General features: G+C 64.3%; 17 protein-coding genes and 1 tRNA gene. 10 read left to right on the forward strand and 8 right to left on the reverse strand.

What is annotated here, in order from left to right:
* Positions 1-99: 99 nt before the first annotated feature.
* The gene (locus OVA07_RS03420; protein ID WP_268170068.1) at positions 100-1,065 is read right to left on the reverse strand and encodes a complex I NDUFA9 subunit family protein; all 966 of its coding nucleotides are present in this window, start codon (positions 1,063-1,065) and stop codon (positions 100-102) included.
* 226 nt (positions 1,066-1,291) lie between these two features.
* Between OVA07_RS03420 and OVA07_RS03425 the strand changes: the two genes are divergently transcribed.
* The 5 genes from OVA07_RS03425 to chrA all read left to right on the forward strand — a co-directional run bounded on the left by OVA07_RS03425 (position 1,292) and on the right by chrA (position 6,939).
* Positions 1,292-1,378: transfer RNA gene (locus OVA07_RS03425), tRNA-Leu, on the forward strand.
* A gap of 188 nt (positions 1,379-1,566) precedes the next feature.
* Positions 1,567-3,165 carry a DUF4153 domain-containing protein gene (locus OVA07_RS03430; RefSeq protein ID WP_268170069.1) on the forward strand — a complete coding sequence of 533 codons (1,599 nt, stop codon included), beginning with the start codon at positions 1,567-1,569 and terminating at the stop codon, positions 3,163-3,165.
* Positions 3,162-3,887, forward strand: a complete 726-nt coding sequence (locus tag OVA07_RS03435) for a response regulator transcription factor (protein ID WP_268170070.1) — start codon at positions 3,162-3,164, stop codon at positions 3,885-3,887. The genes OVA07_RS03430 and OVA07_RS03435 overlap by 4 nt, the downstream gene beginning before the upstream one ends.
* Positions 3,884-5,479, forward strand: a complete 1,596-nt coding sequence (locus tag OVA07_RS03440; RefSeq protein ID WP_268170071.1) for a sensor histidine kinase — start codon at positions 3,884-3,886, stop codon at positions 5,477-5,479. The genes OVA07_RS03435 and OVA07_RS03440 overlap by 4 nt, the downstream gene beginning before the upstream one ends.
* Before the next feature lie 149 nt (positions 5,480-5,628).
* Positions 5,629-6,939 carry a chromate efflux transporter gene (chrA, locus tag OVA07_RS03445; protein WP_268170072.1) on the forward strand — a complete coding sequence of 437 codons (1,311 nt, stop codon included), beginning with the start codon at positions 5,629-5,631 and terminating at the stop codon, positions 6,937-6,939.
* Here the strand turns inward: chrA and OVA07_RS03450 are convergent.
* The gene (locus OVA07_RS03450; protein WP_268170073.1) at positions 6,936-8,357 is read right to left on the reverse strand and encodes a sulfatase family protein; all 1,422 of its coding nucleotides are present in this window, start codon (positions 8,355-8,357) and stop codon (positions 6,936-6,938) included. The genes chrA and OVA07_RS03450 overlap by 4 nt on opposite strands.
* Positions 8,358-9,067: 710 nt before the next feature.
* Between OVA07_RS03450 and OVA07_RS03455 the strand changes: the two genes are divergently transcribed.
* From OVA07_RS03455 to OVA07_RS03465, 3 genes are read left to right on the forward strand one after another with little or no spacing between them, the layout of a single operon-like run.
* On the forward strand, positions 9,068-11,485 hold the full coding sequence (locus tag OVA07_RS03455) for a TonB-dependent receptor (RefSeq protein ID WP_268170074.1): 2,418 nt from the start codon (positions 9,068-9,070) through the stop codon (positions 11,483-11,485).
* A gap of 11 nt (positions 11,486-11,496) precedes the next feature.
* Positions 11,497-12,852, forward strand: a complete 1,356-nt coding sequence (locus tag OVA07_RS03460; protein WP_268170075.1) for an MFS transporter — start codon at positions 11,497-11,499, stop codon at positions 12,850-12,852.
* A gap of 49 nt (positions 12,853-12,901) precedes the next feature.
* Entirely contained in the window at positions 12,902-13,855 is a 954-nt protein-coding gene (locus OVA07_RS03465) for a TauD/TfdA dioxygenase family protein (RefSeq protein ID WP_268170076.1), read from the forward strand.
* A 69-nt stretch (positions 13,856-13,924) separates the two neighbouring features.
* Here the strand turns inward: OVA07_RS03465 and OVA07_RS03470 are convergent, their stop codons facing one another.
* The gene (locus OVA07_RS03470) at positions 13,925-15,010 is read right to left on the reverse strand and encodes an alpha-hydroxy acid oxidase (RefSeq protein ID WP_268170077.1); all 1,086 of its coding nucleotides are present in this window, start codon (positions 15,008-15,010) and stop codon (positions 13,925-13,927) included.
* Positions 15,011-15,179: 169 nt separating this feature from the next.
* Between OVA07_RS03470 and OVA07_RS03475 the strand changes: the two genes are divergently transcribed.
* Positions 15,180-17,576: a TonB-dependent receptor gene (locus tag OVA07_RS03475; RefSeq protein WP_268170078.1), complete on the forward strand. Its 2,397-nt coding sequence runs from the start codon at positions 15,180-15,182 to the stop codon at positions 17,574-17,576.
* Between the two features lie 24 nt (positions 17,577-17,600).
* Here the strand turns inward: OVA07_RS03475 and OVA07_RS03480 are convergent, their stop codons facing one another.
* The 5 genes from OVA07_RS03480 to OVA07_RS03500 all read right to left on the reverse strand — a co-directional run bounded on the left by OVA07_RS03480 (position 17,601) and on the right by OVA07_RS03500 (position 21,140).
* The gene (locus tag OVA07_RS03480) at positions 17,601-17,804 is read right to left on the reverse strand and encodes a hypothetical protein (protein ID WP_268170079.1); all 204 of its coding nucleotides are present in this window, start codon (positions 17,802-17,804) and stop codon (positions 17,601-17,603) included.
* Positions 17,805-17,915: 111 nt separating this feature from the next.
* Positions 17,916-18,902 (reverse strand): FAD:protein FMN transferase, encoded by a 987-nt coding sequence (locus tag OVA07_RS03485; protein ID WP_268170080.1) that lies wholly within the window; start codon positions 18,900-18,902, stop codon positions 17,916-17,918.
* The gene (locus OVA07_RS03490; protein ID WP_268170081.1) at positions 18,899-19,903 is read right to left on the reverse strand and encodes a DUF4198 domain-containing protein; all 1,005 of its coding nucleotides are present in this window, start codon (positions 19,901-19,903) and stop codon (positions 18,899-18,901) included. The genes OVA07_RS03485 and OVA07_RS03490 overlap by 4 nt, the downstream gene beginning before the upstream one ends.
* A gap of 23 nt (positions 19,904-19,926) precedes the next feature.
* Positions 19,927-20,403, reverse strand: coding sequence for a DUF2271 domain-containing protein (locus tag OVA07_RS03495; RefSeq protein WP_268170082.1), 477 nt, complete (start codon positions 20,401-20,403; stop codon positions 19,927-19,929).
* A 23-nt stretch (positions 20,404-20,426) separates the two neighbouring features.
* A complete protein-coding gene (locus OVA07_RS03500) occupies positions 20,427-21,140 on the reverse strand; it encodes a PepSY-associated TM helix domain-containing protein (RefSeq protein WP_268170083.1) in 714 nt (237 codons plus the stop codon).
* Between the two features lie 186 nt (positions 21,141-21,326).
* On the opposite strand from OVA07_RS03500, the gene OVA07_RS03505 reads away from it, so the two are divergent.
* Positions 21,327-23,633 carry a TonB-dependent receptor gene (locus OVA07_RS03505; protein WP_268170084.1) on the forward strand — a complete coding sequence of 769 codons (2,307 nt, stop codon included), beginning with the start codon at positions 21,327-21,329 and terminating at the stop codon, positions 23,631-23,633.
* Positions 23,634-23,688: the final 55 nt, after the last annotated feature.

Below are 23,688 nucleotides of genomic sequence, written 5' to 3' on the forward strand. Positions count from 1 at the left end.
CCGCCAACCCCTTGCAATCGGACACAAAAAAGGGGGAGAAAACCGGGTCCGGCTTTCTCCCCCTGGACTGTGTAAACAGTGTAAACCCCCGGCGGCGAATCAGGCCGCCTTGGCCTTCACCCCAAACCGCCCGAACTTGCGATACCGCGTCATCCAGCGGTCCAGGAACAGGCCCATCGGGCGCGGCGAAACGCCCAGCGCCTCGATCCCCGGCAGCACGCCGCCCGCCACATTCCCCGCCACCAGCAACTTCCACTGGTCGGTCGTGATCGGCGCGCCCGGCAGCCACCCGGTCGCCGCCGCAATCAGCCCGGAAACCGCATCGGGCAATTCGGCCAGCACCGGCGAACGGTCCGCCGCCTTGGCAATCCGGCGGTTCAGCTCGCCCATGGTCACCACTTCCGGCCCGGCCAGCTCATACGTCTTGCCCGCATGCGCGGCAGGGGCCGCCAGCACATTGGCCACCGCTTCTGCCGCATCGTCCACGAACACCGGCTGCAACTTCGCCTCAGGCCCGAACACCGGCAGCACCGGCAGCTTGGCCATCAGCGCGCCGAACATGTTCAGGAACTTGTCATCCTCGCCGAACAGGATCGACGGACGCAGGATGGTCGCCGCCGGGAACGCGCCCAGCACCGCTGCCTCACCCTCGGCCTTGGTCCGCGCATAGGCCACATCGGACCCCGCATCGGCTCCCAGCGCCGAAACATGCACAAACGCCACCGCGCCCGCCGCCTTCGCCGCTTCGGCCACACGGGCAACGCCAGCGCCCTGCAGCGAATCAAGGTCACCTGCAAATGCGCCAACCAGATTCACCACCGCGTCCACGCCCACCAGCGCCTTGGCCACGGTCTGCGGCTTCAGCACATCGACCGCCACAAACTGCGTCTGCCCCAGCCCGCCCAGCGGCTTCAGCCGGAAAGCCCGTTCAGGATGGCGGCTGCACACCCGCAACCGCGCGCCACGCGCCAGCAACTCTTGCGCAATGTGCGTGCCCAAAAAGCCGCTACCGCCCACCAGCGCCACCAGCATGCCATCCAGATCGCGCGCCCTGCCGTTTGCCATAAACCCGAATCCCATGGTCAAAGTCCAAAACCCGCACTGCAAGCGCGGAAATCCAGCGCCGCCTTTGGCACAGCACCCCTCACGCTTTCAATGCCGAACAGCCGCGGATCGCCGTCTTTCACAAAAAGACTCATAAAAGTGAAAATTGCCCCGTTGACACCCCGCCCCCCATCCCATAGAGGCGCCCTCCTACCCGGCGAGCAGCGCTTCGGCTCACTCGCTCCGTGCCCAGATGGCGGAATTGGTAGACGCACCAGCTTCAGGTGCTGGCGCTCGCAAGGGCGTGGAGGTTCGAGTCCTCTTCTGGGCACCATTTTCTGCAAATAGCTGATAGCGAAAGAAAAACGCCTTCGGGCGCCCACTTTGCTGCGTCCCAGCGCTATCGGCGCTCTGCACATAATCTGCACATGATCGGCATGGAATCTTGACCAGTTCCGCCATCGTCGCCTGATGGCCTGCTGCCACAACACCGCCTGAAACAACCGGGATGGAGATTGGGCTGTGGCGTTTGCAAGCAGGCGGTGGAGGGGCGCGTGGACACTCAAGGTCGTTGTGGTGGCAGGAATTGTCGCGCTGGGCGATGTGCTGTTTTTCGAACTGGAGTTGTCTGGGGGGACTTTCGGGTTCTATGGGCTGGCGCTGTTGATGGCGCTGGCACTCGCGCAGCCTGCGGTGTTGGCGCAACGTCCTGCGGCAATCGCCCTGGGCTTCGCGGCGGTCTATGCGCTGGCCATGGCGTTCAGCCCCGGCCCGCTGGCGTGGCTGCTGTTCTGGACAGCGGCGGGCATGGCCACGCTGCTGCCGCGCACCCACGGATTTGACGATGGCTGGCGCTGGTTTCAGCGGTTGGCCTACCACGGCCTTGTCGCGCTGGCCGGGCCTGTCCCCGATCTTTGGCGACGGGCCAGAGCGGTAAAGCGGCGGGGGCACCGGCGCGCCGGGCTGCGCGATGTGGTTCCGGTGCTGATCCTGCCGTTGATCGGCACGGCCATGTTCTTCTGGTTGTTTGCCGCCGCCAACCCGGTGATCGAACGCTGGCTGGCAACGCTGAACGCCCCCGGTATCGACGCAACCATGGTTCTGCGCGCGCTGCTGTGGACGGTGTTGACATGGTTCGCATGGGGACTGCTGCGCCCCCACATGGCCCGGCGCGTGTTTGGCACGTTCGATGGCGATGGCAGCACGTCCATCCCCGGCATTTCCCCGGCTTCGGTCCTGCTGTCGCTGGTCCTGTTCAACGCCCTGTTCGTTGTGCAGAACGGCATGGACGCAGCGTGGCTGTGGGGATTGATGCCCCTGCCACAAGGCATGACGCTGGCAGAATATGCCCATCGCGGCGCCTATCCACTGGTGGTGACCGCGCTGCTGGCCGCGCTGTTCGTGCTAGTGGCGCTGCGCCCCGGATCAGCCCCCGCAGCCATCCCGGCGGTACGGCGGCTGGTGATGCTGTGGATCGCGCAGAACCTGTTTCTGGTTTACAACGCCGCGCTGCGCACCGTCGATTATGTCGAAGCCTTTTCTCTGACTGTGCTGCGCATTTCCGCGCTGTTGTGGATGGGGCTTGTTGCGCTTGGACTGGTGCTGGTGCTGTGGCGAATGCTGAAGGGCAAGCGCGCGGCTTGGCTCATCAACGCCAACCTTGCCGCTGCGGCTGCGGTGCTGACCATGGCTTGCTTTGTTGATCTGCGCACCGTCGCCGCGCGGTGGAACATTGCCCATGCCCGCGAAGTGGATGGCGATGGCGCGATGCTGGACCTGTGTTACCTTGATGGCCTTGGCGGATCGGCATTGCTGCCGCTGATCGAACTGGAAGGGCAGGCCTTGCCCGCCCCTTTGCACGATCAGGTCCGTCATGTGCGCCTGGCGGTGCATTACCGGCTGATCGATCAGGTCGCCCAAGGCGAATGGGACTGGCTTTCGCAGCGGCGGCTGAACGCGGCAGAGCGGATGCTGGGCGGCAAGATCGGCCCTCGCCCCGCCTTGGGCGGCATGATGTGCAACGGCCTGCCTTTCCCGCCGCAACCGGCGCCTCTCGCGCCACCGCCGGTCGAAGGGCAAACCGTTCCAGCAGCAAAGTTGACTGATGGAGAGGATCGTTGAACAACGCCGCGATGCCGCGCACGGTCCTTCTTGTCGATGACGATCCGCATATCCGCGATGTTCTGGCCTTCGCTTTTGGCAAGGCGGGCATTGGCACGGTCCATGCGGCCGATGGCGAGGAAGCGCTGGCGCGCGTGGCCGAAAGCCCGCCCGATCTGGTGGTGCTGGACATCAACATGCCGCGCATGGACGGGCTTGAGGTATGTCGCCGGTTGCGCGCATCGGGCGATGTGCCCATCCTGTTCCTGTCATCGCGCGATGAAGAGATCGACCGCATTCTTGGCATCGAACTGGGCGGTGATGACTATGTGGTAAAACCGTTTTCCCCCCGCGAAGTGGTGGCCCGCGCCAGCGCCATCCTGCGCCGGGCAGGAGCGAAAGCTGCACCGCCCATGGCCCCGACACAGCCATTCCGGCACGGCGCGCTGATGATCGACCATGAAGCGTGGACCGCGCATTGGCAGAACGCTGCGGTGGACCTGACCGTGACAGAGTTCACCTTGCTAAAGGCGCTGGCTTCAGGCCCGGCGCGCATCTTTACCCGCGATCAATTGATCGATCAGTTGCACGGTCCGGGCTTTGCCGTCACCGACCGTACGATTGACAGCCACATCCGCAACCTGCGCCGCAAATTTGCCGACGCCGGTTGCCGTGATCTGATCGAAACCCGGCCCGGCATCGGCTATCGGCTTGGCGCTTGTCGGGATGAGAGCGGCAGTTGATCGATCCGGTCCGCACACTGGCGCGGCGCTTCTGGCCGGTCATGCGCCTGCGCTGGATATTCTTCGGCACCTTGCTGTTCGTCGCTGCCCTGCCGGGCTTTGCCGCGCTGGGCCTCAGGGTTTATGAAAACGCGCTGGTGCGCCGCACCGAAGCAGAAGTCAGCGCGCAGGCCGCATCGATTGCCGCCATGGCAGCGCTGCTGTGGCCCGATGCTCCGTCAGGCATCGCGCCGCCTGAAGCGCCATCCGCCCGCCCGGATTCCGGCGAACGCTATGAAGAAGCGCCTACCGGGATCGACCTCAGAAGTTCGCCCGTCCTGCCATCGCGTCCGGCTGCGGTGCAGGCGGCTACCGCGCCCGATGCCACGGCGCAGATCGTGGCCAACATTATCGCCCCCGCCATTGCCGAAACCAAGCGCACCACGCTGGCTGCAATCCTGCTGGTGGACTGCAATGGCGTGCTGTTGGGCGGGCCAGAGGCGGGGCGCAGCCTTGCCGCCCTGCCTGAAGTTCGCGCAGCGCTGACCGGCGCTGCAACCACCGTGCTGCGCCACAATGACAGTTACAGCCAGTCCTCGCCGCTGGAATGGATCAGTCGGGGCACCTCGATCCGCCTGCACCATGCACGGCCCATCATGGTCGGCGGCAAAGTCGTCGGCGGGGTGCTGGTTTCGCGCAGCCCCGCCGCGCTGTTTCGCGGCATGTGGGAAGATGCGGGCAAGATTGCCGCCGGAACGCTGTCCATCCTGGGCCTGCTGATCGCGCTTAGCGCGGTTCTGGCGCGGGCCATCGTCCGCCCGGTTGAACGGTTGAGCCGCGCCGCCCGCGCGCTGGCTTCCGGGCAGGATGCCTCACCCCGGCGTCCCACGCTGGAAGTGCGCGAGATCCGCAGCCTCTATGATGATTTCGCCACGATGGCCGCCAGCATTGCCCGCCGGTCGCGCTACCTGCGCGATTTTGCCGCCTCGCTCAGCCATGAATTCAAGACGCCGCTGGCGGGACTGCGCGGCGGGATAGAACTGTTACAGGATCACGGCGCAGACATGACTGCGCAGGAGCGCAACCGTTTTCTGGCCAACATGGCCGGCGATGCAGACCGCCTTTCGCGGTTGGTCAGCCGGTTGATGGAAATGGCGCAGGCCGACATGCGCGGCGGCGCGGTGGAAGGCCCGGCCCCGCTGGCCCCCATCCTTGCCCGGCTGGCCGATGGCATGGCGCGCGATGATTTCACCATCGAACTGTCCTGTCCCGCCGATATGCCGCTGCTGGCCATCGAAAGCGCAGCGCTCGAAACGGTGCTGGCCACGCTGATCGAAAACGCACGGCAGGCAGGGGCAGGCCATCTGATGATCGCGGCCAGCCTTGCCGAAGGTCTGGGCTGCATCACGCTGGCCGACGATGGCCCCGGCATTCCCGCCGCTGACCGGGACCGCATCTTCGACCCGTTCTTCACCACCCGGCGCAGCGCAGGTGGCACCGGACTTGGCCTGCCCATCGCCCGCGCCTTGGTGGAAAATCGCAAGGGATCGCTGCACCTTGCATCGCCGGGCAAAGGGGCAACCTTTGAACTGCGCCTGCCGATGGCGGCCTGAACGCGCCTATTCCCCTTTTCAACCTCGATTACCCGCGTTATCGACGCAGGTGAAAACCGGGGCAAAGCAACCTCCCGGTCAGGCTGGTCCACGGCCCAAGCGTTGCCTGTTTCGCCCGCTTTTGCGGGCCGCAGGTATTGGGCCAATGCATGCAGACGTCTTCTCCTTCTCCCTCGTTTGATGAACTGGTGCGCGTTTCCGCGCGGATCGGCTGCCTCAGCTTTGGCGGTCCGGCCGGGCAAATCGCGCTGATGCACCGCGAAATCGTCGAGGAACGCGGCTGGGTCAGCGAAGAGCAATTCCTTCACGCGCTGAACTTCTGCCACTTCCTGCCGGGGCCAGAAGCGCAGCAGCTTGCCACATGGATCGGCTGGAAACTCCATGGCACCAAGGGTGGCCTTGCCATGGGGCTGCTGTTCGTCATTCCCGGCGCGCTGGTGATCCTTGGCCTGTCCGTGCTTTATGGCTTTGCCGCCAATGTCGGCTGGTTCGAGGCGCTGTTTCTGGGGTTCAAGGCGGCGGTGCTGGCCATCGTGGCGCAGGCTCTGCTGCGCATTGCGGGCCGCGCGCTGCAAACGTCGCTGAAAAAGGCGCTGGCCGTGACGGCGTTCATCGCACTTGCGGTATTCTCGTTGCCGTTCCCCTTGGTTGTGCTGGGCGCGGGGCTGATGGGCATGGCTGCGGCGGCGGTGAAGCCTGAACTGCTGGGCATTGCGCCTGCAAAAGCCGCGCCGCCCACCACACCGCGCCCATGGGCGGCCACGCTGAGGGTCATCATCGTCGGCGCGGCAATCTGGGCCGCACCGCTGGCGCTGGTGCTGGGCCTGCTTGGCCCGGATCATGTGCTGTGGAAGGTCGGTCTGTTCTTCTCCAAACTGGCTGTTGTCACGTTCGGCGGGGCCTATGCGGTGCTGTCGTATATGGCGCAGCAGGCTGTGCAGGGCTTTGGCTGGCTCAGCGCGGGCGAAATGGCCGATGGGCTGGGCCTTGCCGAAACCACGCCGGGACCGCTCATCATGGTCACGCAGTTCGTCGGCTATATCGCGGGCTTGCGCGCGCCTGATCCGTTTACTCCGCTGATGGCAGGCATTCTTGCCGCGGCGCTGACCACATGGGTCACGTTCGTCCCCTGCTTCGTGTGGATCTTCGCCTTCGCGCCGTGGATCGAACGGCTGGACAACGCGCGCAAACTGAAAGGCGGGCTGGCGGCCGTCACGGCGGCCATCGTCGGCGTCATCGCCAACCTGACGCTATGGTTTGCCATCCACGTCCTGTTCCGCGCGACCACGCAGGCCAGCTTTGGTCCCCTCGCCATGGAATTTCCCGTCCCCGCCAGCGTGGACTGGCGGGTCGGGGTTATCGCGGCAATGGCTGGCCTGCTGATCTTCCGGTTCAAGCTTGGCATTGCCCCGGTGCTGGGCCTGTGTGCCGCTGCCGGGCTAGTGGCATCGGCGCTTTAGTCGTCGACACCGATGTGATCGGCCAGTTCGCTGGCCGTGAACCCATGAGTATAGGACTGCGGGTCGAGCGGGAGCATCGTGGCGTTCCACGCCTCCCACTCGGCTTTCAGCGCGGCAAAAGCTGGCGCATTGCGGTCCTTCAGGTTGGCCCGTTCCAGCGGATCGGCGGCCACATCGAACAGAAACTCGTTCTCGCCAATCTTCAGATACTTCAGGTTGCCGCGCCGTGCGGCCCGCTGCGCATGGTTCTTGTATCGCCAGAACAGCGTGCGTTCGCCCAGAGCGCCACCGCGCAGCGCCGGGGCAATATCCACCCCGTCGCTGGGGAATTGCGCGTCGGGCGCGGCACCGGCGGCGGCAGTGAACGTGGGCAGCCAGTCCATTGATATGACCTGCGCGTCGCTGGTGCTGCCCGCCTTGGTCACGCCCGGCCAGCGGACGATGGCGGGAATGCGCAAACCGCCTTCCAGCAGCTCGGTCTTGCGCCCGCTGAACGGCCAAGTGTCGGAAAAGCGCTCGCCGCCATTGTCGCTGGTGAACACCACAATCGTATCGCCATCCACCCGCGCCGCGCGCAAGGCCTCAAGCACACGCCCGACCTGATAGTCCAGACGGCGCACCATCGCGGCATATGTCGCTGCCGTGCCGCCATCATAATGGAACAGCGCCTTGGGGTCTTTCGATTGCGCGATATGGGCCGATTCCGCCTCGTCCCCCGGCCCTTCCCATGGCCAGTGCGGCGCAGTAAAATGCAGGCTCATGAACCATGGCGCGCTGGCCGCCGATGCGGCGCGGATTTCCTCGATCGCGCGGTCAGCGATCAGGTCGGTGATATAGCCAGTCTTTTCCACCGGCGTCGGCCCATCCCACAGATCGGGACGCCCGCCGCTGGTCTGGTGAGTGTAATAATCCACCCCGCCGCTGCGAATGCCCCAGAAGGTCTGGTATCCGCTTTTCAGCGGGTCATAGTCGGGCAAGCTGCCCAAGTGCCACTTGCCGATCAGCGATGTGCGATAACCCGCCTTCGCCAGTTGCGACGGCAACGTAGGGTGCGATGGCGGCAGACCGATGTTCTGCCGGAACGCCAGCGGCTCTTCCAGCCCCACCGGCAAGCGATACTGATAGCGCCCGGTAATCAGGCCAACGCGCGTGGCCGTACAGACCGCGCTGTTGGCATAGGCATTGGTAAAGCGCAGGCCTTCTGTCGCCAGTCGGTCCAGCACCGGCGTTTCGAAATCGCGACGGCCATAGCAGGACAGGTCCGCATACCCCAGATCGTCGGCCATGATATATAGTATGTTGGGGCGGCGGCGCGGACTGCGCGCAACAGCGGGAACAGCCGCCGTGGCCAGCGCTGCCGCGGCCCCGCCAATCGTGGCGCGGCGGGTGATGCGAAACGAATCTTCATTGTCCGTCATGCGGAAATCCTTGCGTGCTGATACGTCCATGCCCGCGCGTGGTCGCATAAGGCGGCGCGATCCTAGCTTGGCAATCTGCAAAGTCTATCATTTGAATAGACTTTTGATGGGCCCGCCGAAAAGCTCTGCTTTCACGGCCAAAAGAGAAGCTCTGGCTTGACCTGAATGACTCAACCATATAAGTAGAGATTAACCCGCACGGCTCAACGGAGATCAGGCCGCCCGTGCATTAAGGGCCTGATCCGCGGCATTTGATCGGGAAGCAGCTTGCTCCGCGTTACCAACCGCTAAAGCGCGCGATGCTGGGGCGACAGCGCCAGGCATCGTGTTCCCTCAACCAAGAGGTGATACGATGCAGATCATGATGACCCGCGCCTGACGCGCACACCACCGCCCTTTTTCGTCCTTCCGCCACCCTGCACAGGCGCGGAAACGTAAGGCCGGTTATCCCTTCATAGCGCCAATCCATCGCGCATGGGGCCGCAAGGCTTTTTGCGCCGGAAGGAGTGCGTCATGCGCCCGCTAACCAGTTCCGATCTTGCGGAACTGGCTCGGTATCCTGCGTCCCTGCAACAGACCATCGTTGCACTTTGCGGCGTCGCCCCCGGCGGCACCGAACGCTTGGCCGTGCCCGTTCCCGCCACATCCCATCACCGTCCGCGCCGATAATCGGCGGCCAAAAACCTTCAAGGTTCAGGGAAATATTGCAAATGTCGAAGTCCGTTTCTTTCGCCCAGCGTCACCGCGTCCTCGCAGGCGTTGCCCTTTTCGCTCTGGTCGGTGCCCAGCCCGCGCTTGCGCAAACCCAGCCCGCGCCGGTCGATGACATCGCGCCGGAAGCCGCAGCAGATGCGGGCGGCGGCGATACCATCGTCGTCACCGCATCGCGCCGCCGTGATGAAAACGTACAGGACGTGCCCGTCGCCATCAGCGTCATCAGCGCCGCCGCGCTGGAACGGCGCGGCGATTACACGCTTGGCCAGATCCAGCAACAAGTGCCCAGCCTTCAGGTTTTCAGCTTCAACCCGCGCAACACCAACATCAACATCCGCGGCCTTGGCTCCAACGTCGCGCTGACCAACGATGGGCTGGAGAACGGCGTCGGCTTCTATATCGACAACGTCTATTACGGCCGCGTCGGGCTGTCGCAGTTCGATCTGGTCGATCTTCAGGGCATCGAAGTGCTGCGCGGCCCGCAAGGCACGCTGTTCGGCAAGAACACCACGTCGGGCGTCATCAACATCACGTCGAAAAAGCCCAGCTTCGAACCTGAAGCTTCGGGTGAGGCCAGCCTTGGCAATTACGGCTTCTATCAGCTCCGTGCCTCGGCATCGGCGGGCATCGTGCCCGATCTTCTGGCCGTGCGCGTGTCCGGCGCGATCAGCCAGAACAGCGGCTTCCTGTTCAACAAGACCACGAACCAGCGCGCGCAGAACTATTACAACGCCAGCGTGCGCGGCCAGTTGCTGTTCACGCCCGATCCCGATTTCGAAGTCCGCATCATCGGCGATTACGCCAAACAGACGCAGGACCATGTGCTGAACGTCTTTGCCGATCTGCACACCACTTATGCCAACGGCGCCACCATCGCCAACAACTTCGCCCAGCGCGCCGCCCGCTATCCCGGCTATACACTGCCATCGTTCCGCCCGTTTGACCGTGTGGGCGAGGCTGACAGCCACTACCAGTCGAACATGGCCGGATATGGCGTTTCGGGCGAAGTGAACTGGGATTTCGGCAACGCCGCGCTCACCTCGATCACTGCCTATCGCTGGTGGGACTGGAACCCCGCCAACGATGGCGACAGCACATCGCTGCCCGTCGTCACCAAGGCGCAGCAGGCCAACCGCCAGCGCCAGTTCAGCCAGGAACTGCGCCTTGCCTCAAAGGGTAACCGCACGCTCGATTACGTGGTCGGCGCTTATTACTTCTGGCAGGTTATTCGCGGCTATGGCGCATCAGCCTATGGCTCTGCCGCCGCGCTGTGGAACCGTCCGGGCACCTCGCCCTATACGCTGGCGCAGTGGAACACCGCGCTTGACGGGTTCGAAGCCAATTCCACGTCCAACCCGCAAACCCGCACGGTTGCCCTGTTCGGCCAGACCGACCTCCACCTGACTGATACCCTGACACTGACTACGGGCCTGCGCTGGACGCATGAGAAAAAGGAAGGCGCATTCAGCCAATATTGGGTGGCGGGCACCACGCCATCGGCTGCAGACCTTGCCGCCGTCACCGCCATCCGCAGCCAGTTCAACCCGGTCACCAGCTTCTCCACCCGATTTTCCGACAACAGCCTGTCCGGCCTCGTCACGCTGGGCTGGAAGATTTCGCCCGACGCCAATGTCTATGCCAGCTATTCGCGCGGCAACAAATCGGGCGGGCTGAACCTTACCAACCTGCCCACCGGTTTCACCGCCGATCAGGCCAGAGTGCGCCCGGAAAAGGTCGACGCCTTCGAACTCGGCTTCAAATCCCAGTTCCTCGATTCCCGCGCCACCTTCAACGCTGCCGCTTTCTGGACCGAAATCCGCGATTACCAGACCGCCATCACCGAACAGCTCGCCAACTCTGTCAACACCCGGCAATACATCGCCAACATCCCCAAAGTGCGCTCACGCGGGGTCGAAGGCGACCTGTCGGTCAGCCTCTCCGATAACTTCGCCTTCAATACCTCGGCCAGCTATACCGACGCTGTTTACGTCGATTACGCCAATGCCCCGCAAGCGGTCGAATACCTCAACCTTGGCGGCATTCAGGATCTGTCGGGCAAACCGCTGCCGGGCGTGCCCAAATTCGCGTGGTCGGTGGGGGCCGATGCCAATGCGCCGCTGGGCGATTTGGGCGGGCGCGAAATCGGCCTCTACGCCCATGCCGATTACGCCCACCGGTCCAGCTTCAATACCTCGGCCACCAATTCCGCATGGGCGCAAGTGCCGGGCTATGGCGTGGCCAATGCACGCATCGGGCTGAAAACCGATGACGGCCTGTGGGATCTGTCGCTCTGGGCCAAGAACCTGTTCGACAAAGACTATTTCCTCAACCTCTCCGCCGCCAACACCGGCGCGGTCACGTCGCAAATTGGTGAGCCGCGCACTTACGGCGTCACCTTGCGCACCCGGCTGTGAAAGGAACGGTGATGACGGGTCGACCTGCAAATACCGCACAATTCCTCAGGCTGGGCGCCGTCTATGTGCCGCTCGTCGCCGCGGCCCAGCCGGTCGCCGCATGGCTCCCCGCCATCCTCTCGCGCGATTTCGGCGTGCCGCTGGCGCTGGTCGGGGCGCTCTATCTGGTCGGGCAACTGCTCAACTCGGTGCTCGATCCAGTCGTCGGCGCGTTCAGCGACCGCACGCAATCGCGGTTCGGGCGACGCAGGCCGTGGATTGCTGCGGGCGGCGTGCTGTTCATTGCAGGCACGGCCATGCTGTTCTTCCCGCCAGCAGCGGTCGGCACGGCATGGCTCGCCGTGGCGCTGGTGGCCTATTACATCGGCCTGTCGTTCGTCTCCACGCCGCTACTGGCATGGAGCGGCGAACTGGCGCCCGATTACCACGATCGGACAAGGGTGGCCTCAACCTTCACCCTGATCCAGTCGGTCGCACTGGTTGCCGCACTGGCGCTGGCCGCGCTGGCCCAACACCTCGCGCCCGGTGACGGTCGCCTGCAACTGACGCTGTTTGGCCTGCTGGCTATCACCACCGCCATCCCGGCGCTGTGGCTCACCCTGTCCAACCCGGATGCCCCGCGCGCCGCGATCACCCAGGCCACGCCGCAATCGCTGCGCGCCACGTTCAGCGCGGTCATCGGCAACCGCCTGTTGCTGCGCGTGCTGGCGTCCGACGCCGCCGTCCGTGCGGGGCAAGGTGTCCGCACCGCGCTGCTGCTGTTCTACGTCACCTTCTATCTGGGGCGGCCCGAATGGGCAGCGGGGCTGTTCCTGTTCCAATATGCGTTCGGCATCCTGTCCGCGCCCATCTGGCAGCGCATCGGCATCGCCCTTGGCAAACGCAACGCCGCCATTCTTGCCGAAGTGCTTCAGGCGCTCATCAACCTCGCGCTGGTGCTGACCACGCCCGATCGGTTCTGGCTGGTCCTCGCCCTCGCCTTTGCGCAAGGCCTTACCCAAGGATCGGGCAATATCATGCTGCGCTCGATGGTCGCCGACGTTGCCGACAAGCACCGCGCCGAAACCGGTGAGGAACGCGCTGGCCTGTATTACTCTGTTTTCGCCCTTGCCGACAAGATCGGCGGCGCGCTGGCCGCAGGTATTGCCCTGCCGCTGATCGGATGGCTGGGTTTCGACCCCAAGGCCACCGTGAACACGCCGGAAGCCCTCAATGGCCTGCTGCTGGTCTTCGCGCTTGGCCCGGCGCTGGCCCACGCTGTTTCCGCTGCCTTCGTCTCCGGCTTCGCGCTGGATGCCGATGACCACATCGCAATTCGCCTTCGTCTGGGCGCGGCCGAAGATCCCGCGCTCCAGCCGGCCGAATGATCCCCCAACCGCCCCTGAAGTTCCCTCAGCTTTTCAAGGAGTGAATGCCATGAATGCCATCACCACTTATGCCAATGCCAAGTCACCCGACAGCCCGCTCGACATCGTGCCGATCACCGGCACCATCGGCGCCGAAATCCGGGGTGTTACCCTGTCGGGTGATCTCGACGCGCAGACCGTGCAGACCATCAAGGACGCCGTGGTCCGCCACAAGGTCGTGTTCTTCCGCAACCAGACCGAATTGACCGATGACCGCCACGAAGCCTTCGCCGCGCTGTTTGGCGATCCGGTAGCCCACCCCACCGTGCCCGTGGCCGAAGGTTCGCGCTACCTGCTCGAACTCGACAGCAAGGAAGGCTATGCCGCATCAAGCTGGCACACCGATGTCACCTTCGTCGATGCCTATCCCAAGGGATCGATCCTGCGCGGCATCACCATTCCCGAAGCGGGCGGCGACACCGTCTGGGCCAATGGCGAAACCGCCTATGAAAGCCTGCCCGAAACGCTGCGCCAACTGGTGAACAACCTCTGGGCGGTTCACACCAACCTTTACGACTACGCCGCCGTGCTGTCGAACGCACCCAAGGGCGATGCGGCGGAAAAGGACCGCCAGCTTTTCCAGAAGAACGTCTTCGCCTCGACCGTGTATGAAACCGAACACCCGGTCGTCCGCGTCCACCCGGTTTCGGGCCAGCGCAGCCTGCTGCTGGGCCACTTCGTCAAGCAGTTCGTCGGGCTGAACCAGGCCGATTCCTCGCGCCTGTTCCAGATCCTTCAGGATCACATCACCCGGCCTGAAAACGTCGTGCGCTGGCGCTGGCAGCCGGGCGACGTGGCATTCTGGGATAACCAGTCGACCCAGCACCGCGCCGTGGCTGATTTCGGCCTGCAACGCCGCACCCTGCGCCGCGCCACCATTGCAGGCGAAGTGCCAGTCGGCATCGACGGTCGCAGCAGCCGCACCGTGCGCAAGGAAAAGGCCACCCAGTACGAACCGGCATAACCCTCAACGCCCTGCCTGAGGGCGGGCGCGCGTGACGGCAGACCCTCATCTGCCGTCACGCCTTTTTCGTCAGATCAGCACGCCCCTGTCAATCGCCGCCACGTTCACGCACCCCGTCAGCGCCATCGCCAGTTCCAATTCGGCGCGCAGCACCCGAATGGCGTGGGCCACGCCCAGCGCGCCCGCCGTAGCCAGCGCATGGACAAACGGCCTGCCCACCAGCACCGCATCGGCTCCCAGCGCCAGCGCGCGCAACACATCGATCCCGCGCCGCACACCGCCATCCATCAACACCGGCACCCGTCCCGCCACCGCGTCGGCCACGCCCGGCAACAGATCGATGGCGGCGGGCACGCCGTCCAACACCCGCCCGCCGTGGTTGGATACAATCAGCCCATCGGCCCCGGCATCCAGCGCCGCACGCGCATCGTCAGGATCGACAATCCCTTTCAGCACAATCGGCAGCCGCGTAATCTTGCGCAGCCAGTCCAGATCCGCCCAATCGGGCGCGCTTTCCAGCAAGGGCGTGCCAAACAGCAGCGCCCCCGCATCGCCCGGCGGCGGCAGACGCATTCCATCAAGATTCACTGCCCGCACATTGGGCGGCAGGGCAAAGCTTGCCCGCGCCTCGACATTGCGCACCCCATTCACCGGTGCATCCACCGTCACCACCAGTGCGCGATACCCGGCCGCTTCGGCCCGCCGCACCAGCCGTTCGGTAAATTCGCGGTCAGGCTGAATATACAACTGGAACCACAGCGGCCCATGCGCGGCGGCGGCAATATCCTCCAGCGGGATGCTGGCCTGCGTGCTCACCACCATGCACGTCTCCGTCGCGCCTGCCGCCAGTACGCTGGCCAGTTCGCCGTCCGGATGCGCCAGCGTCTGAAACGCGGTGGGCGCCATCAGGATCGGCGCGGCCAGATCGCACCCCAGCAGATTGATCCGCGTAGATGCACCCTGCATGGACCGCAGCACGCGCGCGCGCAGCGGCTGGCGGGCAAAGGCGGCGACATTCTCCGCCATCGTCCATTCATCGCCCGCCCCGCCATTCAGATAGGCCCATGCCCCCGGCGCGATCCGTTCCTGCGCAAACCGCTCGTAATCCGCCACCGCCGCGATTTCGGCAGGGATCTGTTCAAGCGGAGGCAACATTGGGCGCGCTATCCTTCAGGCCAGAGACACAGTGTGACAATTTGCGACGAACTTTCGGGTGAACCCGTCACGACCTGTCCCTAATGGTGCGCCGAACGATAATGATTTGCAACATCGGATAGGACGGGAATCCAGTCGATGTTGCTCCACCTTGAATCATGGGGGTCATGTGAATACCGCTTTGCGCACCGTCCTGCTGCTCGCCTCGGCCAGCTCTCTGGCCCAGCCTGCCTTGGCTCAAAATCAATCACCCAGTGCCGCCCCACAGGCGGAAGAAGAAGAAATCGTCGTTGCCGGCCAACGCCCGCGCGGCAGCGTGATTGGCGATGCCGAACCCGAAATGACCTTCAACGGCGGCGATGTCCGCGCGCTGGGCGTCGGATCGATCAGCGAACTGCTGTCCGAACTGTCCAGCTACCTTACCAGCACGCGCGGCGGCGATCCGGTCGTCCTGCTTGAAGGACGGCGCATTTCCAGCTTCCGCGAAATCGCCACGATCCCGGCAGAAGCGATCCAGCGCGCCGAAATCCTGTCGGAAGAAGTCGCCCTGCGCTATGGCTATTCCGCCAACCAGAAAGTGCTCAACATCGTTCTGCGCCAGCGTTTCCGGGCTATCACGGTCGAAGGACGCGACAAGATCACCACGCAATGGGATGCCAACAACCTCTCGCTCGACACCGGCTTCCTCACCATCCGCCGCGATCACCGGCTGAACCTGAACGTCAAATACGAACAGGCCGATCTGCTGGAAGAAAGCCAGCGCGGCATCACCGCCGCCAACAGCAGCGCCACGGGCCGTTCGCTGCGTGCAGGCGGCGAAACGCTTACCATCGGCGCAACTTATGCCCGCACCTTCTCGCCCAAGGTATCGTCCAGCATCAACGGCGAAGTGATCACCGACCGTTCGGATTCGCTGGTCGGGCGCTCCTCCACCGGCGATGCCTTCACCCGCACCGCAGACGATCTTTCGCTGCGGCTTGGCGGCACGGTCAACGCCCAGCTTGGCAAATGGTACGCCAACCTGACCGGCGGCTATAACCGTACCGAAGGCCGCACCATCACCGTGCGCGGCACCCCTGCCGAACTCGCGCAAAGCTGGACCGACACCGCTAACGCCGACCTTCTGCTGAACGGCACCCTGTTCCGCCTGCCTGCGGGCAAAGTGTCGCTGTCCACCCACGTCGGCGGCACGATCGATGGCTACCGCGCACAAACCCGCAGCCTTGACGTAACGCCCGGCGCCGATCTTGACCGGCGCACCGGGCTGGTATCGGCCAATATCGACGTTCCCCTGTTCAAAAGCGGTACGCCGGGCATCGGCCGTCTTTCGGTAAACGGCAATGTCGAACAGCGCGACCTGTCCGATTTCGGCAGCCTGACCAACTGGGGCGGCGGGCTGAACTGGACGCCGATCACCCCGATCACGTTCACCGCCAATTACGCGGCAGAAGAAACCGCACCCAGCATGGTCCAGCTTGGCGGGCCGCAGATCGTCACCCCGCTGGTGCCGATCTTCGATTTCACCGCCGGGCAAAGCGTCCTCGTCACCCGCACCAGCGGCGGCAACCCCACACTGCGAAAGGCGCAAAGCGACAACTGGCGGCTGGGGCTGACGGTCAAACCGTTCACCGCGCAGGATCTCACCCTGCAAGTGTCCTATGCGCGCAGCGATACCCGCAACGGCGTCGGCGCGATCTCAGGCCTTACCGCCGAAACCGAAGACGCCTTCCCCGACCGCTTCATCCGCGACGCCGATGGCACGCTGATCGCGGTGGACGCCACCCCCATCAACATCGCCAGCCAGCGCAGCAGCGAACTGCGCTGGGGCTTCAACTTCTCCAAGCGCCTGTCGCTGCCACAGGGCGAAGTCGACGCGATGCGCGCCATGTTTGAAAAAATGCGCGCCGAACGCGAAGCCCGACGCGCTGCGGGTGAAGACATGCCGCGTGGCCCCGATGGCGAAGGCGGCCCGCCCGATGGCCCGCCTCCTGGTGAACGCGGTGAACGCCGCGCAGGGGGCGGTTTCCCCGGTGGTGGTCCCGGCGGTTCCGGCGGGCCGGGCGGGCCGGGTGGCCCCGGCGGACGCCTGACCGTCGCGGTATTCCACACCATCAAACTTCAGGACAAAGTGCAGCTTCATTCCAACCTTCCCAGCATCGACCTGCTCGATGGCGGATCGTTGGGCGGTGGATCGGGCACGTCACGCCATCAGGTGGAAATGCAGCTTGGCGCATCGCGCAGCGGCGTGGGCCTGCGCTTCACCGGCAAATGGCAAAGCGCCACCCGCGTTGTCGACACTAGCAGCACCGGCACATCTGACTTGCGCTTTGGCGATCTGGCCACGTTCTCGCTGCGCGCTTTCGTCAACCCGTCGCAGCTTCCCGGCCAGATGGGCAAGAACACATGGCTACGCGGCGCCCGCATCAGCCTGTCGGTCGACAATATCCTGAACACGCGCCAGACCGTGCGCGACGAAACCGGCGCAACGCCCTTCGCCTACTTGCCTGCCTACCGCGACCCGCTGGGCCGCACCGTATCGATCAGCCTGCGCAAGCAGTTCTTCTGATCTTGCGCGAACGCCGTGGGTCCATCAGGCCCACGGCATTTCCGGCAAAGGTGTTGCAGTAATCGTAACCCGCGCCAGCTTCACCGGCTGCTCCGCGCCAACCATCGCGACTTTCGCTGTGGCTGGCGTCGATACGATCGCCGTGCCCATGGCCAGCGTCAAAACCGCCACCAGCGCGCCTGCCGCACCCAGAATGCTTTCCCCAAATTCAGCCCCGAATTCCATCATGTTCAATCCCTGTCATCACACTTTCGATGACAGGGATTTGCCATGCGCATGTCGCAGCACTTTGCCGCGCCTGCACTGTTTGGTCTTTGATTGTAACGACCCTGATGCAGGTTAGAACATCGCCGCCAGCGCCGGACTGATCCATTCGGCCCCGTCCCGTGCGAGCAATCGCACCGCCAGCCCGCGCTCCTGCGCCAGCTTGCGCGCGCGCGCAGGCGGCAGAACGCCCAGCGCGGTCGCCCATGCATCGGCTTCCATGCAGGTCCGGTGCAGCACCGTCACGGCGGTCGTATCATGAATCGCCGGTCGCCCGGTCTTGGGATCCAGCGTATGCGCGCCGCGCAAATAGTCCCCCGATGTCGCTATGGCCAACTGGTGCAAGGCCACGCGCAACAGCGGCACCTCCATCCCCGCGGGCGCTTCAACATCCACCCACCACGGATCGCCATCAGGCCGCATCCCGCGCCCTGCACATTCGCCGCCCACTTCGACCAGCGCATGACGCACGCCATGCTGCGCCAGCATGTCGGCCACGGCATCCACCGCAAAGCCCTTGGCAACCCCTGAAAGGTCCAGCCACACCCCGCCGGGCTGGCGCAGCACGCGCCCTTGCGGATCAAACGCCAGCCGTCGCCAGCCTGAATGGGCGATGGCGTCGGCAATAGTCGCTGCGTCAGGCTCTCCGGCAACCTTGCGCGGGCCAAGCCCCCATGCATCGGTCAACCGCCCCTGTGCCGGATCGAACGCACCACCGCACGCCTCGGCAATGCGCAAACCGCAGGCCATCACCTGCGCAAAATCGGCGGGTAGCACGGTCAGACACCCCGGCGCCGCCCGGTTGAAGCGGCTCAGATGCGATCCCGGCTCCCAGTGGCTCATCTCGGCCACGATCCGGTCCAGCCGCGCCTGCACCAGTGCTGTCAACGCCTGCGCATCCAGCCCCAGCGCATCAGGGACGGCGGCCATGATCTGCCATGTGGTGCCCATCGTCTGCCCTTGCAGAACGACAACAGGCGCTGCCGGGTCAAAACCCCGCAGCGCCTCTTCGTCAATAGCGTCCGGCACCGCAATGCGCGGTGCCGGAATCGCCTGATTCATGGGGCCAGCACTTCCAGCGTCGCGGTATAGCTCATGCGGCGCTTGGTTGCCTTCGGATTGGCCGGCTTGGTATCGGTCAGGCTCGCGTTCATCCAATAGAACCCTGCACCGGGCCAGTTGACCGTCAACAGTCCCTGCGCATCGGTCTTCAGCTTCTGCGTCTGGTCCGCCTCGCGATAACGACGGCCACCGGGGATCACTTCCACTTCAAGGCCAGCGGCAGGCTTGCCGTCCACCAGAAAGCGGAACTGGCCCGGCTCGTTCGACACCAGATCGGTCGGCAGCGTCACCGGCACAAATTCCAACCCCTTGCCGACAGGCTTGAACAGCGCATCACTAGGCTCGCCAGCGCTGACGAAGAATTCGTTACGGCCAGCCGTTTCGGTCAGGTCCAGATCGGTTGCCCCGGCAGGAATTTCGTCAACCGTGGCAACGATATGGCTGGGGTCGATTTGCGGACGGCCACCGGGACCACCCTGCGGGCCACCGGCAGGTGCGCCAGCAGGCGGTGCAGGCGGGTTTCCACCAGCCATAGCGGGCGGCGCACCCGGCGCGCCCTGCCCTGGACCACCCGGAGCGCCCGGACCACCAGCACCCGGACCACCAGCCCCGGGCGCACCAGCAGGCGGACCACGACGACGGCCCACCATCCAGCTTTCGCCGTTCACCTTGAACGTGCCCGAAACGCCACTGTTTTCCATGCCGATGCGCCATGTGCCCGGCTTGTCGATCTTCACGTCAAAGGTTGACCGATAACGGCCACGCGACGGATTTTCGACTTTGCCCATCGTGCCGTCGGGCGCCCACACCTTGACCATGTCCGCGCCCAGCGCCTGATGGTTCGCCTCGAACGGCGCGGTCGAAGCGGCGGCATCCACCGTCACGCTCTGGTTGGTGTCGGACAGCACCGTGGTCGAAGGCAGCAGCCATGCGTTATGCGCGCTGGCAGGCTGAATAAAGCCGAACGCCACAGCGGCCAGCAAAGCAGTCTTGCGGATCATAAATTGACCTTTCAGCTTGAAAATCAACGGGCGGAAACGACAACCGCGCCCAGTTCGGTCTTGCCGCTGGCCTTTGCATTGCCATTGGGCACGGTCAGCGGCACCGAAACCAGTTCACGCCCGCCGTCTTCACGCGCGGCTTCGACAAACAGGGTGTATGCCCCCGGCTTGACGTTGGCGGGGATGGCGATGCGGTGGACGCCCGGTGCGCGGGTTGCGCCGCTCACACCATCGGCGGGCAGCTTCAGGCTGCGGCCACCCTTGCGCCACCATGTCCGCAGGTCTGCCAGCCACTTGGTCCCCGGCTCGTTGCCGCGCTTGTCCACGTCATACCACACCGCCAGCGTGCGCGCCGGGCCACCTGCGGTCGGTTCGATCCACGCGGCCAGATAGGGCACATGGTATTCGGCAACATTGATGCGCGGGATGGTGACCGTCACCGTCCCGGCAGATGCGGGCGCGGCAATCACGCTCGCGACAAGAACAAGGCTTTTCTTCATCTGGGTTCGTCCCCGTTTGGAAATCACGAATGCATGAAAAACAGAATGATAATCAGCGGGATCGCCGTCCCCAGCCCCACCAGCGGCCAGGTTGAAGGCCGGTTCTTGGCGTGAAGTTGCAACAGCAGCATGCCGGTAAACGTGAACACCACGCAGGCCACCGCCAGCACGTCGAGCAGCCAGAACCACGCCGTCCCGGTGTTGCGGCCCTTGTGGAGATCGTTGAAGAACGACACCCAGCCACGTTCGGTCCGTTCGGCCTCGATCGCGCCGGTTTCGCGGTCAATACTGACCCAGGCGTCCCGGCCCGGCCCCGGCACCGCGACATAGACTTCGGCATCGGACCACTCCGCCGCCACCCCTGCCGCCTTTACGCCGACAAGGCTTTGCACTTCATCAGCCACTTGCGCGGGGAGCGGCGTGTTTTGCGCGCCGGCTTCGCGCTGCAACAGACCCAGCATTGATGCGGGCAATTCGCCCTGCGCGGTCACCACCTTCGGTTCAGCAGCAATCGTCGCTGCATGATTCAGCGTCAGGCCCGTCACTGAAAAGACGAACATCCCCGCCAGCGATATCGCCGCGCTGATCCAGTGCCATGCATGCAGCTGCTTCAGCCAGAACTGCTTGGCCTTGCGATTCTTGCGCGGGTTGGCCCGCACATGCGGCTGCGCAATGGCATCGCCACGCTCGGCCACACTGGCCTTTTCACCGCCCGCCATGCCTTCCACAACTTTCAACAAAAGCCTCCCGATGCGCGAACCTACAGGCGCAGGTGCCATCACCTTACCAAAGGCCTATCGCGTTATTGCGAACGATAATCAAGAGTAACATTTTGTCGCAGCCCCGTGTTGACATTGCGAGTGACTCTCAATAGCTGGCGACCCGTTACGAATTGCTACGTCTTTTCCGCAATGGGGGAATACATGACAGCTTCCAGATCCATCCCATCGTTCCTGGCGCTTGGCTGCGTCGGCGCGATGACCTTTACAGGCCCCGCGCAGGCGCAGGAAGCCGAGGGCAATCAGCGCCTTGGCGGGATGACGGTGACCGATACCGCGCTCGACGAATCTGGCTACAAGGTGGATAACGCCGCCTCGCCCAAGTACACCGCGCCGCTGCTCGATACGCCGCGCTCCATCGTCGTGCTTCCCTCGCAGGTCATTCAGGAAAGCGGATCGACCAGCTTCGTCGAGGCGCTGCGCACCGTGCCTGGCATCACCTTCGGCGCGGGCGAAGGTGGCAACCCCCAGGGCGACCGCCCCTTCATCCGCGGCTTCGACGCGCAGGGCAGCACTTACGTCGATGGCATTCGCAGCGTCGGCGGCCAGTCGCGCGAAATCTTCGCCATCGAACAGATCGAAGTGGTCAAGGGTAGCGATTCGTCCATGGGCGGGCGCGGCAGCGCCGGCGGCAGCCTCAACCTTGTCAGCAAGATGCCGCATCTGGGCACCGATGCACGCGCCGATCTTGCTTACGGCACACAAGACTACAAGCGTGCCACGCTCGACGCCAACTATCAGATCGGTGAAACGGCTGCCGTTCGCCTGAATGGCATGTGGCACGATGCCGACGTCGCCGGGCGCGATGTCGTCACCTACAACCGCTGGGGCGTTTCGCCGTCGCTTGCCTTCGGCCTTGGCACCGCGACACGCGCGTTCATCAACTACTACCACCTTGAAAGCGACGATATCCCCGATCCGGGCATCCCGTTCGAACGCGCGGGCAACGCCACGCAAGTCAACACGACCGCCGATCTCCAGATCGGCCCCGCCGAAGTCATCAACGGTCGCGCCGTCGATCGCAGCACGTTTTACGGCCTTGCCAACCGCGATTTCCGCGAAACCAACGTCGACGAACTGCTGCTGCGCTTCGAACGCGACCTTTCCGACCGCATCCGGCTTGGCGCCACGGCCAAGTATGCCAATGCGCAACAGGCCTATATCATCACCCAGCCCGACGACAGTCAGGGCAACGTGCAGAACGGTCTGGTCTGGCGCCGTGCCAATACGCGCTGGAGCGATGTCGACTCCATGGCAGGGCAGATCAATCTTGCCGGCACGTTCGACACCGGCGGACTGAAGCACAGCTTTGCCGCTGGCGTCGAAGCCAACTGGGAAAAGTCGGATCGCGGCACTTTTGCGGTGAACACCAACGTCAGCACCAGCACGGCCCAGCGTTGCAGCGCCGCCAACCAGGCTGCGTTCAACTGCACCAGCCTGTTCGCGCCCAACCCGTATGACAACTGGCAGAACATCCCCGCCAACGGCACGGTCGGCGTTCCGATCACCAAGTCCGGCACCACCGCGCGGACCGAAGCGACGACTTACGCGATCTACGCCTTCGACACGATCACGATCACCGACGCTCTGCTGCTCAACCTTGGGTTGCGTCAGGACTGGTACAAGACCACGGCCTCGACCATCGCCACCACCGGCACCACCGCGCTCAAACTCGACGACAGCTTCCTGAACTATCAGGCGGGCCTGACCTTCAAGCCGGTCAGCAACGGCAGCATCTATGCCTCCTATGCCAAGTCGACCACGCCAGCAGGGAGCATGGTGGGTGAAGGGCAGGAAGGCAACGCCATCGCCCTGACCACGCTCAACGACCTCAAGGCCGAAGAAACGAAGTCCTACGAAGTCGGCACCAAGTGGGAATTCATGGATGCCGCACTGGGCCTTAGCCTTGCCGTGTTCCGCACCGAAACCACCAACGCCCGCACCACCGGCTCCAACGGTCTGCCCGAATATGTCGGTGAACGCCGCATTCAGGGCGTTGAAGTGGGCTTCAACGGTAAGCCGTTGCCGTTCTGGAGCATCTTCGGCGGCTATACTTACATGGATTCGGAAATCCGCAATGCCGGCGTCGGGAACGTCAACAACGGCAAGCCGTTCCCCAACACGCCCAAGCACAGCTTCACCGCGTGGACCACGTTCGATATCCCCGGCGGTTTGCAGATCGGCGGCGGCGCGATCCACAACTCGAAGCAGTATGGCAGCTTCGGCACGGTGGTTCTGGACGATGGCACCACCGGCACCATCGTGCGCTCCATCCCCGGTTACTGGCGCTTCGATGCAACGGCCGCGCTTACGGTAACCGACAATGTCTCGCTGCGCGTCAACGTGCAGAACCTGACGAACAAGAAGTACTACGACCGGACTTACACCACGCACTACGCCACGATCGCGGCTGGCCGCTCGGCCTTCGCCACGCTTTCGCTGAAGTATTGATCCCGCGTCGCAGACCGGCAAACAATGCCCGCTCCCTTAGGGGGGCGGGCATTCG

This window comes from Novosphingobium sp. SL115 (assembly GCF_026672515.1).
GTDB lineage: Bacteria > Pseudomonadota > Alphaproteobacteria > Sphingomonadales > Sphingomonadaceae > Novosphingobium.

Bases quoted from the DNA above. Each gene is read 5' to 3' on its own strand.
- OVA07_RS03480 (WP_268170079.1), bottom strand. From the start codon at position 17,804: ATGATGGAATTCGGGGCTGAATTTGGGGAAAGCATTCTGGGTGCGGCA.
- OVA07_RS03455 (WP_268170074.1), top strand. From the start codon at position 9,068: ATGTCGAAGTCCGTTTCTTTCGCCCAGCGTCACCGCGTCCTCGCAGGC.
- OVA07_RS03495 (WP_268170082.1), bottom strand. From the start codon at position 20,403: ATGAAGAAAAGCCTTGTTCTTGTCGCGAGCGTGATTGCCGCGCCCGCA.
- OVA07_RS03465 (WP_268170076.1), top strand. From the start codon at position 12,902: ATGAATGCCATCACCACTTATGCCAATGCCAAGTCACCCGACAGCCCG.
- OVA07_RS03485 (WP_268170080.1), bottom strand. From the start codon at position 18,902: ATGAATCAGGCGATTCCGGCACCGCGCATTGCGGTGCCGGACGCTATT.
- chrA (WP_268170072.1), top strand. From the start codon at position 5,629: ATGCAGACGTCTTCTCCTTCTCCCTCGTTTGATGAACTGGTGCGCGTT.
- OVA07_RS03490 (WP_268170081.1), bottom strand. From the start codon at position 19,903: ATGATCCGCAAGACTGCTTTGCTGGCCGCTGTGGCGTTCGGCTTTATT.
- OVA07_RS03460 (WP_268170075.1), top strand. From the start codon at position 11,497: ATGACGGGTCGACCTGCAAATACCGCACAATTCCTCAGGCTGGGCGCC.
- OVA07_RS03450 (WP_268170073.1), bottom strand. From the start codon at position 8,357: ATGACGGACAATGAAGATTCGTTTCGCATCACCCGCCGCGCCACGATT.
- OVA07_RS03505 (WP_268170084.1), top strand. From the start codon at position 21,327: ATGACAGCTTCCAGATCCATCCCATCGTTCCTGGCGCTTGGCTGCGTC.
- OVA07_RS03420 (WP_268170068.1), bottom strand. From the start codon at position 1,065: ATGGCAAACGGCAGGGCGCGCGATCTGGATGGCATGCTGGTGGCGCTG.
- OVA07_RS03470 (WP_268170077.1), bottom strand. From the start codon at position 15,010: ATGTTGCCTCCGCTTGAACAGATCCCTGCCGAAATCGCGGCGGTGGCG.